We start from the raw sequence: 14764 nt of genomic DNA on the forward strand, positions 1-14764 counted from the left end.
CGGCATTTGAACCACGCGACAGTTTGCTTCATTAGGGGTGAATGACGCCAAAATTTGCCGCCCTCTCCGTCCATCTGTTCACCGCCACCGGTGCTGTTTTCGCAATGCTGGCCATGTTGGCCGCCGCCGACGGGAACTGGGCACTGATGTTCCTGTGGCTGGTGGTATCTTTCATCGTCGACGGGATCGATGGCCCGCTGGCGCGGCGCTATGACGTCAAAACCAACGCCGCCGTCATTGACGGTGTGCTGATGGACCTGATCATCGATTATCTGACCTATGTGTTCATCCCCGCCTTTGCCCTGTTCAAATCGGGCCTATTGCCGGGGTGGACCGGTTGGCTGGCCATCATCCTGATCACCTTTAGCAGCGTGATCTATTTCGCCGACACGCGGATGAAGACCAAGGACAACTCCTTTGCAGGCTTTCCGGGCTGCTGGAACATGTTGGTGCTGGTCCTGTTCGCCATCCAACCGGGATTCTATGTGACCCTTGGTCTGGTGGTGGTGCTGACCATCGCCATGTTCACCCCGCTAAAATTCATCCACCCTGTGCGCACACGACGTTGGCGCATGGTGTCACTACCCGTTGCCCTTGCATGGACGGGTTTTGCGGGCTGGGCCGCATGGGTGAATTTCCACCCGCAATCCTGGGCGCATACGGGCCTGATCGTGACCTCGATCTACCTGCTGGGCGCGGGCATCGCACAACAAATCCTCCCCGAGCGCAGCCCCGCGAACGTCACACCAAAGTGAGTTCACGAGACTGAGAAGCTTGATCCAAATCAAGCGCTTAGCCCTCCCGTCGTGAAACCGTGCACCCGCGTCCGCTCATTCAGAACGGCGCAGGTTTCCACATAGCGACGGAGAGCATCATGCACCCCCTTGTCCGCGTTCCCCTGTTAACGATCGGCACCGTTTTACTGGCCACCACCGCACAGGCCGACGACCTGCGCGATGTGGCCCTCGACATCTTTCGCCCCCTACCGTCCACCGTCCCTGCGGTGTCCGACAACCCGATCACGCCCGCCAAAATCGAACTGGGCAAGGCGCTGTTCTTTGACCCGCGAATGTCCGCATCGGGCGTGTTCTCGTGCAACTCGTGCCACAATCTGGCGACGGGGGGCGATGACAACCTAGAGACCTCGATCGGCCATGGCTGGCAGCGTGGCCCGCGCAACGCGCCCACCGCCCTGAACTCGGTCTTTAACGAGGCACAGTTCTGGGATGGCCGCGCTGCCGACCTCGCCGAACAGGCCAAGGGCCCGGTTCAGGCGGGCGTCGAAATGGCCAACACGCCGGAAAACGTTATTGCGACACTGAACTCCATGCCGCAATACGTCGAATGGTTCGCCGAGGCGTTTGGCGACGATCCCACACCGGTCAGCTTTGACAACTTTGCCAAGGCGATTGAGGCGTTCGAGGCGACATTGATCACCCCCGCCCCGTTTGACGCATGGCTGAACGGCGACGATGCCGCCCTCACCGCCGATCAACGCGCAGGTCTGGAACAATTCGTCGATCTGGGCTGTGCCGCCTGCCACTCCGACATCAACGTCGGCGGGCATGGCTACTACCCCTTCGGCCTGATCGAAAAACCGGGGGCCGATGTCCTGCCCGTCGGGGATAAAGGCCGCTTTGCCGTCACCGAAACGGCCAGCGACGAATACGTCTTCCGCGCCGCCCCCTTGCGCAACGTCGCCCTGACCGCGCCCTATTTCCACTCGGGCAAGGTCTGGGACCTCAAGGTCGCGGTACAAATCATGGCCGAAAGCCAGCTGGGCGAAGAACTGGATGACCAGAGCGCCGATCAAATCGTCGCCTTCCTCCACAGCCTGACCGGCACCCTGCCCGACGTCACCTATCCCGTGCTGCCCGCGGAAACGGCGACAACCCCGCGCCCCTCGGGTGAGGTCCTCGCCCAATAACGCTAAAACAGTATGGGCCGGTCGCAAGACCGGCCCATTCATTTTGATAACGCTGCGGCGCGGGTTCAGCCCAGCGCGTCGTTACACCGTGCACAGGTGTCCGGATGGGCGTGAGTGCCGACATCGGGCAGGATTTTCCAACACCGCTGACATTTCTCGCCTTCGGCCATTTCAAACACGACGCCGATCCCGTCCACCTCCGGCAGGCGGAATGCTTCATTCGGGCTGGGATCACCGGTCAGGGTCAGGTCCGAGGTGATGCAGACATCCTCAAACGCGACGGTTTTCAGGATCTCCAACACCTCAGGATCGCGCACATGCACGACCGGCGCCGCCTCAAGCGAGGCCCCGATCACCTTCTCGGTGCGCTGCACCTCCAAGGCCGCCGTCACGGCGCGGCGCGACTGACGCACAACCGCCCATTTCGCGGCCAGAGGTTCGTCCAGCCAATCAGCGGGCGTCGCAGGAATATCCACCAGATGGACCGAGCTCTCGTCACCCGGGAACCGCTCCAGCCAGATTTCCTCCATCGTGAACACCAGAATGGGGGCCAGCCACGTGGTCAGACGGTGGAACAGGATGTCCAGAACCGTCTGCGCCGAACGGCGTTCAAGGCTGTCATCGCCATCACAATACAGAACGTCCTTGCGCACATCGAAATAGAAGGACGACAGATCAACCGTGCAGAAGTTGAACAGCGCTTGGAACACGCCTTGGAAATCGAACGCGTCATAGCCCGTGCGCATCTTGTGATCGAGTTCGACCAGACGGTGCAGAACCCAACGCTCCAGCTCGGGCATATCCGCCGGGTCGACCCGCGCGCTCTCGTCAAAGCCCGCAAGGTTACCAAGGATAAACCGCATCGAGTTGCGCAAACGGCGATAGCTATCCGCGACCCCTTTCAGGATCTCCGGCCCGATCCGCTGATCCGCGCTATAGTCGGCCTGCGCCACCCACAGACGGGCGATATCAGCCCCGTATTGTTTGACGATCTGCTCGGGCACGATGGTGTTGCCCAAGGACTTGGACATCTTCATGCCCTTCTCGTCCAACGTAAACCCGTGCGTCACCACATTGCGATAGGGCGCGCGGCCCTTGGTGCCACAGGCCTGCAACAGGCTGCTGTGGAACCAGCCGCGGTGCTGGTCGGTCCCTTCAAGGTAGACGTCCGCAATCCCGTCCGGCGCCCCATCCGCGCGGTCGCGCAGAACAAAGGCGTGCGTCGAACCGGAATCAAACCACACGTCCAGAACGTCAAATACCTGATCATAGTCATCGGGATTCGCGATCCCGTCCAGAACCTGCGCCTTGAACCCATCGGTGTACCAGACATCCGCGCCGTGCTCTTCAAAGGCGGCGGTGATGCGGGCATTCACCTCGGCATTGCGCAACAGGAACTCTGGATCCGTCGGCAAGGTGTCTTTCTTGGTGAAACAGGTCAGGGGCACACCCCACGCGCGCTGACGCGACAGAACCCAGTCGGGGCGCGCCTCGATCATCGAATAGAGACGGTTGCGCCCCGTTTTCGGATGCCACTCCACCAGCTCGTCGATGGAACGCAGCGCACGACCACGGATCGTATCGCCCAGATCGCCCATGCCGTCGTCCAGCTTGGCGTCAATCGCGGCAAACCACTGCGGCGTGTTGCGGAAGATCACCGGCGCCTTGGACCGCCACGAATGCGGATAGCTGTGGGTCACGCGCCCACGGGCAATGATGCCACCGGCCTCGACCAGCTTGGAAATGACGGCGTTATTCGCCTTGCCCTCTTTGCCCTTGCGATCAAACACCTGCAGACCGGCAAAGAACGGCACATGGGGCAGGAACTCGGACTCTTCGCCCACGTTATGGGTCATCCGCGTCAACCAGTTGCGTTTGACGAAACATTCATAGTCGTCAACACCATGGGACGGCGCGGTGTGCACAAACCCCGTGCCCGCATCATCGGTGACGTGATCGCCATCGATCATCGGCACCTCATAGTCCCAAAACCCGTCGGCCCCCTCGACCCCGGCAAACGGGTGGCTCAGGGTCAGCGCGCCCAACTCATCCCCGGTCACGTCGCGCACGCGGGTGAACTCGGTCACACGCGATTTGCCCAACGCATCCTCGGCCAAGGCATCGGCAAACACATAAAGATCACCGGCATTGGTCCAGCTCTCTTCCTCGGTCGCCTCAACGCGGTACAGGCCATAGGCAATCTTGGGGTTATAGGCGACGGCCTTGTTCGACGGGATCGTCCACGGCGTGGTGGTCCAGATCACAACGCGCGCCTCGCTCAGATCACCCTCGGCCCCCGATACAACACGGAACGGTACCCAGATCGTATGCGACTTGTGATCGTGATACTCGATCTCCGCCTCGGCCAGCGCGGTCTTTTCAACCGGCGACCACATCACGGGCTTGGACCCCTGATAGAGCGTCCCGTTCATCAGGAACTTCATAAACTCGTCGGCAATCACCGCCTCGGCGTGATAGGCCATCGTCAAATACGGATCGGCCCAATTGCCGGTGATCCCCAACCGCTTGAACTCATCGCGCTGGATATCGACCCAACCTTCGGCGAACTTGCGGCATTCCTGACGGAAATCGATGACCGGAACGTCATCCTTGTTCTTGCCCTTCTTGCGGTACTGCTCCTCGATCTTCCACTCGATCGGCAGACCGTGACAATCCCACCCGGGGATATAGCGCGCATCCTTGCCCAGCATCTGCTGCGAGCGCACGATGAAATCCTTCAGCACCTTGTTCAGCGCGTGACCAATGTGCAAATGCCCGTTCGCATATGGCGGTCCATCATGCAGGACAAAGGGCACCCGCCCCTCTTTTTCCCGCAGTCTGTCGTAAACCCCGATCCGCTCCCAACGGGCCAGCCACTCGGGCTCACGCTTGGGCAATCCCGCACGCATCGGGAAATCGGTTTCGGGCAGGTTCAGGGTGTCTTTATATTCGGGCGTATCGGCGCACATTGATCCGTGATCCTCAAGATCGAAATATCGCATAGGGGGTGATGGACGGCGCGAAACACATGCGCCTTTTCCCGGCCGCTCTCAGGTTTCAGAGCGCCGGGCCGCTAATTCGAATAATGATCGCAGCGTCCATAAGCATGGCCCGCTTATAAGCCGCCGGCCGCACCGCGTAAACCCGCCAAAACCCCGCATTTCCGCTTCATCTTGGCCAAAATACTCCGGGGGAGCGCAGGCCCCGCCTGCGTGGGGGCAGCGCCCCCTACCCCCACCGCCACAACAGCACACCCAACCCGACCATCCCGACACAGGCCACCAGAAAAACCACCCGCACCGCATCGGCGATGTCACCCGCTCCGGCGCTCTGCACGGGAACCCCGCCCAAGACGCAGGTGAACAGCGCGCCAAATCCCCACGCCCCGATCAACAGACCCAGATTGCGCGCAACGCCCAGCGCGCCCGCAACACCACCCTGCGCCCCCTCGGGCGCACGCGCCATCACCGCGCTGGTGTTTCCGGCCTGAAACAGCTGATAGCCCGGCGTCAGGACCGTGATCCCAATCAGATACCCCAAAACGCCCCAAACGGGGCTCAATAGGGCCAGTGTGAAACTCCCAAGTGCCACCAACCACGAACCCAAACGGGCCACGGGTCCCGCGCTAAAACGATCAACGGCCCGCCCTGCCAGCACGCCACCGATGATCGACATTACCGGCCCGACCGCCATGACCATGCCGACCATGCGCGTGCTTAACCCCGCGCCAAAGCTTAGGAAAAACGGCCCAACCACCAGCGTGCCCATCATCACCGCCGCCACGCCCAGATTGGCCAGATACCCGATCCACAGGCCGCGCGGCGCGCCTTGGCCTGCCCGCACCGGCGGCGCGCCATCCGGAATCCGCGCGACCATCCCCGCAACGGCAGCCAACCCTGCCAGCGCCCAGAAACACGCGCGCCAGCCCGACAGGTCCACCAAGACACCGCCGATCACGGGCCCCGCCGCTGTGCCAAGGGCGGACATGCTGCCCAATGCGCCAAACACGCGGCCCGACCGCGCGGGGCCGGATACCTGTCGGACCAATCCGACACTCAGGACCATCAACGCCGCGCCGAATACACCCTGCACGGCCCGCGCGGCGATCAACGCCCCCATCGTCGGGGACAGCGCGGCCAGAACCGACGCACCGGCAGACCCGACCAATGCCGCGCGCAACACCCGTCCGCGCCCGAACCGGTCCCCGATCCGCCCGACCAGAATCGCCGCCACCGTGACCGCCGCCAGATAGACCACGCTCACACGGTTCGCGCCCTGCGCCGTCTCCCCGAAATCCCGCGCAATATCGGGCAGGGCCACGTTGGCGATACTGATCCCCATCGCCCCCACCATCATCGCAAGGGCCAGCGCCCAGATCTGATTTCGCATCCCACTCTCCTTGTCAGAATCACAACCGACGGGCACGATACGAATTCAAGTCAACTTGAGGTCAACCATGGCATTGCTGGATATTTCGGAGGTCGCAAAACAGACGGGCCTGCCCGCCTCGACCTTGCGCTACTACGACGATATCGGCCTGATCGCGGCGGCGGGGCGCAAGGGGCTGCGACGGCAATTCCTGCCCAAGGTGGTCGCGCAATTGCGCCTGATCTCGCTGGGTCAAACGGCGGGATTTTCCCTGACCGACATGGCGCAGATGCTGCCCGCACATGGCGCGCCACAGGTGGACCGCGACACGCTGCATGCCCGCGCGGACGAGATCGACCGCCAGATCGCCGATCTCCGCAAGCTTCGCGATACGCTGCGCCATGTGGCGGACTGTCCCGCGCCGTCGCATCTGGAATGCCCGACGTTTCAACGCATGATGGCGGCCTCGGGACGCTGGGCGCGTCGGGACAAACCGTCCGCGAAACGCAGCGCGCCCTAACGCGGCGAAATGGCCCTTTTCGCCCTTGCCACCGCGGTCTAAGGTCGGCCCACCCCAAAACGAGGCCCCGCCATGCCCCCGATCCCGCCCAAATTCGACATCACCCGCCCCGACATCGAACGAGTGGTTGCGGCGTTTTATGCGGTGGTGCGGGAGCATCCGGGACTGGGCCCCATTTTCGCGGCCCATGTCACGGATTGGGACGCGCATGAGGTCAAGGTCGCCGATTTCTGGGCCAACGCAATCCTGCACGAAAGGTCCTATGACGGGAACCCGATGACCGCGCATCAGGACGCGGGCAACGTCAAACCGGGGATGTTTTCGATCTGGCTGGACCTGTTTGACAAGATCCTGACGTTGGAACTGCGGCCGGATCAGGCGGCGGCGTGGTCGGAACTGGCCCACCGGATCGGGCGCAGTTTGCGCGCGGGCGTTGTGGATCGTGAAACCCTGCCCGGTGGCGTGCCGAAACTGTTCTAACCTTTACCGGTCTGAAACAGCCCCTTTAGGGCGCGGGCGACGACCGCGCTGACCGACGGTTTTTTGCCTGTGCCATAGGGCATGGGGCGGCAGACCTCGATCGCGGCCAGACCGACACGCGCGGTCAGGGCCCCGTTCACAACGCCCTCACCGAACCGGCGGGACAGCTTGGACAACACCCCGCCGCCCGCGACCGACCCGATCAGGTCATCGCCCACCGCAATCGCCCCCGTCGCCACCAGATGCGCAAAGACCGAGCGCGTCAGGCGCCAACTACCCAAGGTGCCCGAACGCCCGCCATAAACCTCACCAATGCGGCGGATCATGCGGATATTGCCGATCAGCGCTGCCGCCAGATCGGCCAGCGCCAGCGGGACCAGCGCGGTCACACTGGCCACCTGACGCGCGGCGGCCTCAACCTCGGCCACGGCGCGGGCATCTAGGGGCGCGATCACCTCACGCTCCACCAAATCCAGCAGGGTTTCGGTATCGACCACCTCGGACATTCGTGCGGACAGACGCGCGCGGTCCCATTCGACATCGGCGCGATCACGATAGAGACGCTCAATCCCGGCGGCAAAATCGCGCGCCTGTTTCAGATCATCCGCCGCGCGCGACGTCGTCGCCTGATGTTGCAGGTCATCCAACCGGCGCAGCCGCGCAAAGGCCCCCAGTTCCACAGCGACCCAGCGCAGAACCCCAAGCCCCACGACCACAACCAACCCCACCGCGACCCAGCCAAGGATCACGTTGCGCGCCAGCAATCCGGTCACGAAATCCCAGATCGCCACGGACACGATCATGCCCAGTAACGACACCGCCGCCGCCCCGATCCACGATATCCTGCGCGACACGGGGCGCGCGGCCATGACCGCCGCGCCTTGCAGCGCGGTGCCGGTGGGGGCATCGCCCTCGGGCACGGGTGGGGCGGTGACGGGGGTCAAGTCGGGCGCGTCATCCGTGTCCTCAAACACCATCGGGCCACGTGCGGGGCGGTTCATCGGGTCGCTCATGTCAGATCATCCCCAAACAAAAACTGGGCCGCGCGGTCCAAACGGATATGCGGCGGACCATCACCGGGCTCCAAGTTCAGATGCGGCGGCGCGAAATGCATATTGGCATAATCGGCGTTCAACCACCCATCCTGTCCCTGACGCGCGGGGGTCAGGATGCGGGCCGGATCGGTGGGCAGATCGCCCGCGTAAAAGGTCACGACCTTATCCGCCCCCTCGACCCGACCACGGACGCAATCATAGGCCTGTCCGCCGTGGGTTTTCTGATCCTCGACCGTGGCGCGCAGGGCGGCGATGGCCATGGCCGATGTCCGCGCGCCGGAAAAATCGGCGCGGTCGCGGGCATCGCGTACCAAGGCCTCGGTGATCGCCGTCAGGCGGGCGTGTTGCGAGTGATGCAGATGGTCCGCCTTGGTCGCGGCAAACAGAATGCGGTCGACCTTTTGCCCCGTGATCAGACGCGACAGCCACCGGTCCTTACCCGGACGAAAGGCAGACAGGATACCGGCCATGGCGCGGCGCAATTCCTCAACCGCGGGGGGACCCGCATGCAGTGCGTCCAGAACATCGACCAGAACGATCTGGCGGTTGATGCGGGCGAAATGATCGCGAAAGAACGGTTTGACGACCTCACGCTTATACGCCTCAAACCTGCGTTCGCATTCACGCCACAGGGACCCGCGCGCGGGCCGGTCGGGACGGGGCAGCGGCGCAAAGGTCAGAACGGGCGACCCCGCCAAATCACCGGGCAACAGGAACCGCCCCGGCGTGCAATCGGCCATACCTGCGGCGCGCGCGGCACCTAGATGGGCGGCAAAAGCGGTCGACAAAGCTTTCGCCGTGACCTCGTCGAAATCGGCGTTCGGGTCGGTTCGGGACAGCAGGTCAAGATAGGCATCACTGTCGGGTCGTGCGGGTAGGCGCGACAGGGTCTGCTCGGCCCAATCGGCATAGGACAAATCCATCAACCCCACATCGAGCAGCCATTCACCCGGATAATCCACGATATCCAGATGCACCGTGCGCGGCCCCGACAGGGCCGACAGCATCCCGCGCGGTTGCACCCGAAACGACAGGCGCAGCTGCGACACCGACCGCGTGCTGGACGGCCAATCGGGGTGGTCCCCCGCCAGCGCGCCAAGGTGCGTTTCATAGTCAAAACGGGGCACGGTATCATCGGGCTGGGGGCGCAAAAACGCGCTCTGGATTGTGCCGGTGCTGGCACCAGACAATTGCCCCATACGCCCACGGTCCAGCAGGTTCGCCACCAACGAGGTGATGAACACCGTTTTCCCCGCCCGCGACAAACCGGTTACGCCCAACCGGATCACGGGCTCGAACAGGGTCTCGGAAACCGTGTCCCCCAAACGCTCAACCTGACGGGTTACACCATCGGCGATATCTGTAATGCGCACTGTCATCCCTTTGCTTGACCCCACCAAGATAGGAACGATCGCCCGCCCGCGCCAGATGCCAAACAATTGCCAAGCCGCGCGCGGCGCGCTAACCCGTGCGCATGGCGCGATATGCATTGAAAATCGAATACGACGGCGGCCCGTTCGCGGGCTGGCAACGTCAAGACAATCTGCCGACGGTTCAGGGTGCGGTGGAACGGGCCCTGTCACGGCTGGAACGCGATGTGCCCAGCATCGGCGCGGCGGGGCGGACAGATGCGGGTGTGCATGGTCTGGGTCAGGTCGCCCATTGCGATATGGCCAAGGACTGGGACCCGTTCCGTTTGTCCGAGGCGTTGAACCACCACCTGAAACCCGATCCCGTGGCGATTGTCGATTGCGTGCGGGTGGAGGATGATTTCCACGCGCGGTTTTCGGCGGTTGAGCGTCAGTATATCTTTCGCCTTGTGACGCGGCGCGCCCCCATGACGCATGAGCGCGGCAAGGTCTGGCAGGTGATGCACGATCTGGATGTCGAGGCGATGCGCGCGGGCGCGGCCCATCTGATCGGGCTGCATGATTTCACCACGTTCCGCGCGTCGATGTGTCAGGCCAAATCGCCCGTCAAAACCGTGGATGAAATCACGATCACCGCCCTGAACACGCCCCATGGGCGCGAATACCAATTCTACATCCGTGCCCGCAGCTTCCTGCACAATCAGGTCCGCAGCTTTGTCGGCACCCTTGAACGGGTCGGCGCGGGCGCGTGGGAACCGGTTCAGGTGAAACAGGCGCTTGAGGCCTGTGATCGCGCGGCCTGTGGTCCGGTTTGCCCACCGCAGGGCCTGTATCTGGCCGGGGTCGGCTATCCCACAGACCCGTTTGTGCGCTGACACACGGTTGCGCATTTCGCGTGTGCAGCACAGATTGGTCCCAGACCAACAGGAAAGAGCGCGCATATGCAAAACCGTCAGATGGGGCCGGACGGCCCGTTTGTATCGGCCCTCGGGATCGGTGCGATGTCCTTTAGCGACATGTACGGCCCGACCACCAAGGAACAATCCTTTGCCATTCTCGACCGCGCGGTCGAGGCCGGCGTGACCCACATCGACACCGCCAACATCTATGGGCGGGGCGTGTCGGAAACGGTGATCGGCGAATGGCTGGCCAATCGGGGCGGCGAAAACCCGTTTTTCATCGCGACCAAGGCCTCGATCACCTCGGACGCAGACGGGAACCGGACCTTTGATAACTCGCCCGAACATCTGGAGGCCGAGTTGGACCAGAGCCTGATGCGCCTTGGCCTTGACTGTGTGGACCTGTTCTACATCCACCGCCGCGATCCACGGTTCGAGATCGAAGAGGTCAGCGAGACCCTGATCGGCCTGATGAAAAAGGGGAAGATCAAGTCGTTCGGCTATTCCGAAATCGCGCCCAGCAGTTTGCGTCGTGCGCAGGCCGTCCATCCCGTAGCCGCCGTTCAGAACGAATATTCCCTGTCCACGCGCGCGCCCGATCTGGGCCTTGTGCAAAACTGTGCGGAAACCCGCACGGCGATGGTCGCGTTTTCCCCCGTGGGACGCGGGTTGCTGACCGACACGCCGCCGTCGGCCGAGCGGATCGCCGCGTCTGTGTTCCTGCGCGACAATCCGCGTTTCACCGGACGCGCCTATCAGGATAACCTTAAACGCATGGAATTACTGCAATCCTTGGCCCGTGACATGGGGATCAGCACCGCAGGTCTGGCCATCGCATGGGTTCTATCGCGCGGCGATAACGTCATTGCCATCCCCGGCACGCGATCGGTTGAGCACCTGAACGAGATGTTGCAGGGCACGGAAAAGACCCTGTCCGCCTCGGATCTGGAGGCGATTGAGACCGCTTTGCCCGTCGGTTGGGCATCCGGTGATCGCTATGGCCCCGCCCAATGGAACGGGCCCGAGCAATATTGCTGATTTACTTGCGCGATTGTTTAGAATTTCTAATCGAAAAGCTTAAGAATCGCGTTGCCTGTGACAACTCGGCGCACTAGGGTCACGGGGCGCGGCCCGCTTTGGACCCCGATCTTTGCAGGAGGGAGGACTTGCATGGATTGGGATGACAGAACGACAGGTTTACCGAGGCGGGCCGCACCGCAATCCTGACATGAAAAACGCGCCTCAATCGGGCGCGTTTTGTTTTAATACCGGTTTTAGGCGGCCATGGCGCGGGTGGCGTTGAACCGGTCCCGCGCTGCGGTGAATTCCGGCGCGAACCGGATCGCCACCAGTCGCGACAGGCGGGCAATCCGGTCGGGTGCGTGGGATGTTTCGCCCGCCGCCGACAGACGCCCCCAAAGGCCAAGGACCAATGCCCACGCCGTCATCTGCATGAAATCATGGGCTAATTCCGGTGCAGACCGCTTTTCCGCGCGCAGCACATCGCGCGCCGCGATCCAATCCGACACGATCGAACTTTCGCCCAGCATATCGGTCAACACCTCGGCAAACCGATCCGCGCCCGCGCCATAGTTCACGCTCCGCGTTGCGGTGGCCAGCGCGTGGATCCCGTTCGCGCCCTCGTAGATCGCGGTGATCCGCGCATCGCGCCAGACCTGCGACACCGCATATTCCGTCAGATAGCCATAACCGCCCAGCACCTGAATGCCGGTGTCCGCCGCGCGCAGGCCGGATTCGGTACAGAACACCTTGGCCACCGGCGTCAGAAAATCGACCAGATCGTTCTGATCCCCGCGTTCAAGGTTCACCATCGCGAAATGCGCGACCGCCCGTGCAGACAGGGCCAGCGCATCCATTTCGTCCAGCATCCGGATCACATCGGGGTGCTGATCCAATGTCGCTTCGCCCTCGGCGGTTCGGCCCTGAGTACGCTCGGCCGCATAGGCGCGGGCAATGTGGGTGGCGCGCGCGGCATGCGCGACACCCTGCAGGGACACGTCCAGACGCGCGTGGTTCATCATGGTGAACATCGCCGCCAGCCCCTGCCCCGGCTTGCCAAGCAATTCCGCGTGCGCCCCGTCAAAGGCCATCTGGCAGGTGGGCGAGGCATGCAGGCCCATCTTTTCCTCAATCCGCGTAATGGTGATGGGGTTGCGCGACCCGTCCGGCAAATGCGACGGGCAGGCAAACAGCGACAGCCCCTTCACCCCGTCATCCGAGGTCCGCGCAAGGACGAGGTGCAGGATCTCCTCGCTCATGTCCTGATCGCCGCCCGAGATGAAAATCTTTTCGCCGCTGATGGTCCAGCCGCTATTGTCGCCCTCAACCGCGCGACACCGGATGCGCGACAAATCGGACCCTGCGCCGGCCTCGGTCAGGGCCATGGTGGAAATCGCGCGCCCCTCAACCAGCGCGGGGATATAGCGCGCCTGTTGATCAGGCGTGCCGAAGTTCAGGACCGTGCGGATCGCGCCCGGCACAAGACCAACCACCATCTGCAAGGAATGGTTCGCGCCGATGAAAATCTCGCTGGTCACCGCGCCGATCAGACCGTTTTGCTCTTGCCCGCCGAATTCTTCGGGCGCGCACAGACCCTGCCAGCCCTGTTCGGCATAGGCGGTATAGGCGGCACCGAACCCATCGGGCATTTTGACCCGTCCGTCGATCAGGCGCGCGCCCTGCTCATCGCCGGACATGTTGATCGGGGCCAGTTCACCTTCGGCAAACTGGGCGAAAAACCCGCCCAGTTCGGCCGTCAGATCGCGGTCGTAATCGGGCAGATCGGACGCACCAACCGCGTCCAGGGAAAACAGGATATCATCCAGAGGGGCAGCAAAAGGGATCATCGCACAGTCCTCGACATTGGGTGTCTGTGGTCAGGCGCGGGGCGCCTCGACCCGTTTCAACAGAGAAATCAGCGTCGCGATTTCGGACGCTTCAAAGTTGTTCAACAGGGCGGCCTCATGCGCATGAACGGCGTTCAACGCACGCGCATACACATCGCGACCCGCGTCCGTTGGGACCAAGGCATAGGCGCGCCGATCGGTGGGCACCTGTGTCCGCTGAATCAGCCCGCGTTGCTCCAGATCATCAACGATCAGAACAAGGTTTGAGCGTTCAATCGCCAAGGCATTGGCCAGCCGCGTTTGCCGCACACCGGCGTTGTCCACGATCAGAACCAGCGCCGCAAAGGTGATCATCCGCAGGCCCAGAGGTTCCAGCGTTTTGGCCAGATCGGCCTGCATGATCTGGGACGTCCGGCGCAGGTTATACCCCGCCAGATCGCGCAGCGTGTGGTCGCTGACGTGATCGGGATCGGTGTGCGGATCAGCCTTTGCAGCGCGGGTCATTAGCGGAAACTCGGGTCACGTTTTTCAAGGAAGGCGGCCAGACCTTCGACCGCATCGGGGCTGGTCTGGGTCAGGGCGGCGCAGAGGCTCTCGGTGAACAGACCGTCGGCCTTGGCCATATCCTCAATCCGGCTGAGGGCCTGGATCATGATATAGTTCGACAAGGGCGCGTTGCCCGCAATCCGGTGCGCCAGTTTCAGCGCAAGGTCCAGAGCCTCACCCTCCCCCACGCTATAGTGGCACAGGCCCAGAGACAGGCCCTCATCGGCGGAATATTTACGCCCCGTCAGCATCATTTCGACCATCCGGTCGGCCCCAAGGATACGGCCAACCCGCACCGATGCACCGCCGCCGACAAAAATGCCGCGACGCCCCTCGGGCAGCTGAAAGATCGTGGACGGCTCGGCAATGCGCACATGCGTGGCCGAGGCCAGTTCAAGCCCGCCACCGATCACCGCGCCGAACATGGCCGAAATCACCGGCAGACCGCCGTATTGGATACGGTCCATCACCGCGTGCCAGCCGCGCGAGTGGCGCATCGTGCCCTCGGCGTCGCGCGCCACATGTTCGGACAGATCAAGACCCGAGCAGAAATGCCCCGCCGTCCCCGTCAGAACCACCGCCTTGATGTCCTTGGGCGGCTTGCTAAAGAACGCGTCGATCTGTTCCAGCAACTCATCGCACATCGCATTGCGCTTGGCGGGGCGGTTCATGGTCAGGATGGCAATCTGGCCATCCAGTTCGATTTTCAGGATATCTTCGGACATCGTATTC

At 62.9% G+C, this 14764-nt stretch carries 13 protein-coding genes; 6 read left to right on the forward strand and 7 right to left on the reverse strand.

The window, feature by feature from the left end; genetic code table 11:
• The first annotated feature begins 41 nt into the window (after positions 1-41).
• Together R1W00_RS03845 and R1W00_RS03850 are read left to right on the forward strand one after the other, a co-directional pair.
• Complete coding sequence (locus R1W00_RS03845; protein ID WP_317261391.1) at positions 42-755, forward strand: CDP-alcohol phosphatidyltransferase family protein; 714 nt, start codon at positions 42-44, stop codon at positions 753-755.
• A gap of 119 nt (positions 756-874) precedes the next feature.
• Positions 875-1927 carry a cytochrome-c peroxidase gene (locus tag R1W00_RS03850; RefSeq protein WP_317261392.1) on the forward strand — a complete coding sequence of 351 codons (1053 nt, stop codon included), beginning with the start codon at positions 875-877 and terminating at the stop codon, positions 1925-1927.
• 65 nt (positions 1928-1992) lie between these two features.
• Here R1W00_RS03850 and ileS read toward each other — a convergent pair whose 3' ends face one another.
• Both ileS and R1W00_RS03860 read right to left on the reverse strand, forming a co-directional pair.
• Positions 1993-4896 (reverse strand): isoleucine--tRNA ligase, encoded by a 2904-nt coding sequence (ileS, locus tag R1W00_RS03855; protein WP_317261604.1) that lies wholly within the window; start codon positions 4894-4896, stop codon positions 1993-1995.
• Positions 4897-5155: 259 nt separating this feature from the next.
• Positions 5156-6316, reverse strand: coding sequence for an MFS transporter (locus R1W00_RS03860; RefSeq protein ID WP_317261393.1), 1161 nt, complete (start codon positions 6314-6316; stop codon positions 5156-5158).
• Between the two features lie 67 nt (positions 6317-6383).
• On the opposite strand from R1W00_RS03860, the gene R1W00_RS03865 reads away from it, so the two are divergent.
• Together R1W00_RS03865 and R1W00_RS03870 are read left to right on the forward strand one after the other, a co-directional pair.
• On the forward strand, positions 6384-6815 hold the full coding sequence (locus R1W00_RS03865) for a helix-turn-helix domain-containing protein (RefSeq protein WP_317261394.1): 432 nt from the start codon (positions 6384-6386) through the stop codon (positions 6813-6815).
• Positions 6816-6887: 72 nt separating this feature from the next.
• Complete coding sequence (locus tag R1W00_RS03870; RefSeq protein WP_317261395.1) at positions 6888-7295, forward strand: group III truncated hemoglobin; 408 nt, start codon at positions 6888-6890, stop codon at positions 7293-7295.
• Here R1W00_RS03870 and R1W00_RS03875 read toward each other — a convergent pair.
• Together R1W00_RS03875 and R1W00_RS03880 are read right to left on the reverse strand one after the other, a co-directional pair.
• The gene (locus tag R1W00_RS03875; protein ID WP_317261396.1) at positions 7292-8308 is read right to left on the reverse strand and encodes a TIGR01620 family protein; all 1017 of its coding nucleotides are present in this window, start codon (positions 8306-8308) and stop codon (positions 7292-7294) included. The two genes, R1W00_RS03870 and R1W00_RS03875, sit on opposite strands and share 4 nt — an antisense overlap.
• Entirely contained in the window at positions 8305-9723 is a 1419-nt protein-coding gene (locus R1W00_RS03880) for a YcjX family protein (RefSeq protein ID WP_317261397.1), read from the reverse strand. The genes R1W00_RS03875 and R1W00_RS03880 overlap by 4 nt, the downstream gene beginning before the upstream one ends.
• A 101-nt stretch (positions 9724-9824) precedes the next feature.
• Here R1W00_RS03880 and truA point away from each other — a divergent pair, with 101 nt between their 5' ends.
• Entirely contained in the window at positions 9825-10595 is a 771-nt protein-coding gene (gene truA, locus R1W00_RS03885; protein ID WP_317261398.1) for a tRNA pseudouridine(38-40) synthase TruA, read from the forward strand.
• Positions 10596-10661: 66 nt separating this feature from the next.
• A complete protein-coding gene (locus R1W00_RS03890) occupies positions 10662-11657 on the forward strand; it encodes an aldo/keto reductase (protein ID WP_317261399.1) in 996 nt (331 codons plus the stop codon).
• Between the two features lie 236 nt (positions 11658-11893).
• On the opposite strand, the gene R1W00_RS03895 is transcribed toward R1W00_RS03890, so the two are convergent.
• The 3 genes from R1W00_RS03895 to R1W00_RS03905 are packed head-to-tail and all read right to left on the reverse strand — an operon-like array spanning position 11894 to position 14757.
• Complete coding sequence (locus R1W00_RS03895) at positions 11894-13486, reverse strand: acyl-CoA dehydrogenase family protein (RefSeq protein WP_317261400.1); 1593 nt, start codon at positions 13484-13486, stop codon at positions 11894-11896.
• Positions 13487-13516: 30 nt separating this feature from the next.
• Complete coding sequence (locus R1W00_RS03900; RefSeq protein ID WP_317261401.1) at positions 13517-13990, reverse strand: MarR family winged helix-turn-helix transcriptional regulator; 474 nt, start codon at positions 13988-13990, stop codon at positions 13517-13519.
• Complete coding sequence (locus tag R1W00_RS03905) at positions 13990-14757, reverse strand: crotonase/enoyl-CoA hydratase family protein (RefSeq protein WP_317261402.1); 768 nt, start codon at positions 14755-14757, stop codon at positions 13990-13992. The genes R1W00_RS03900 and R1W00_RS03905 overlap by 1 nt, the downstream gene beginning before the upstream one ends.
• Between the last annotated feature and the right edge of the window lie 7 nt (positions 14758-14764).

Source organism: Rhodovulum sp. FJ3 (assembly GCF_032918305.1).
Classification (GTDB): domain Bacteria; phylum Pseudomonadota; class Alphaproteobacteria; order Rhodobacterales; family Rhodobacteraceae; genus SAT37.

Coding starts and splice junctions, on each gene's coding strand:
- R1W00_RS03845 (WP_317261391.1), top strand. CDS start 42: ATGACGCCAAAATTTGCCGCCCTCTCCGTCCATCTGTTCACCGCCACC.
- R1W00_RS03850 (WP_317261392.1), top strand. CDS start 875: ATGCACCCCCTTGTCCGCGTTCCCCTGTTAACGATCGGCACCGTTTTA.
- ileS (WP_317261604.1), bottom strand. CDS start 4,896: ATGTGCGCCGATACGCCCGAATATAAAGACACCCTGAACCTGCCCGAA.
- R1W00_RS03860 (WP_317261393.1), bottom strand. CDS start 6,316: ATGCGAAATCAGATCTGGGCGCTGGCCCTTGCGATGATGGTGGGGGCG.
- R1W00_RS03865 (WP_317261394.1), top strand. CDS start 6,384: ATGGCATTGCTGGATATTTCGGAGGTCGCAAAACAGACGGGCCTGCCC.
- R1W00_RS03870 (WP_317261395.1), top strand. CDS start 6,888: ATGCCCCCGATCCCGCCCAAATTCGACATCACCCGCCCCGACATCGAA.
- R1W00_RS03875 (WP_317261396.1), bottom strand. CDS start 8,308: ATGAGCGACCCGATGAACCGCCCCGCACGTGGCCCGATGGTGTTTGAG.
- truA (WP_317261398.1), top strand. CDS start 9,825: ATGGCGCGATATGCATTGAAAATCGAATACGACGGCGGCCCGTTCGCG.
- R1W00_RS03890 (WP_317261399.1), top strand. CDS start 10,662: ATGCAAAACCGTCAGATGGGGCCGGACGGCCCGTTTGTATCGGCCCTC.
- R1W00_RS03895 (WP_317261400.1), bottom strand. CDS start 13,486: ATGATCCCTTTTGCTGCCCCTCTGGATGATATCCTGTTTTCCCTGGAC.
- R1W00_RS03900 (WP_317261401.1), bottom strand. CDS start 13,990: ATGACCCGCGCTGCAAAGGCTGATCCGCACACCGATCCCGATCACGTC.
- R1W00_RS03905 (WP_317261402.1), bottom strand. CDS start 14,757: ATGTCCGAAGATATCCTGAAAATCGAACTGGATGGCCAGATTGCCATC.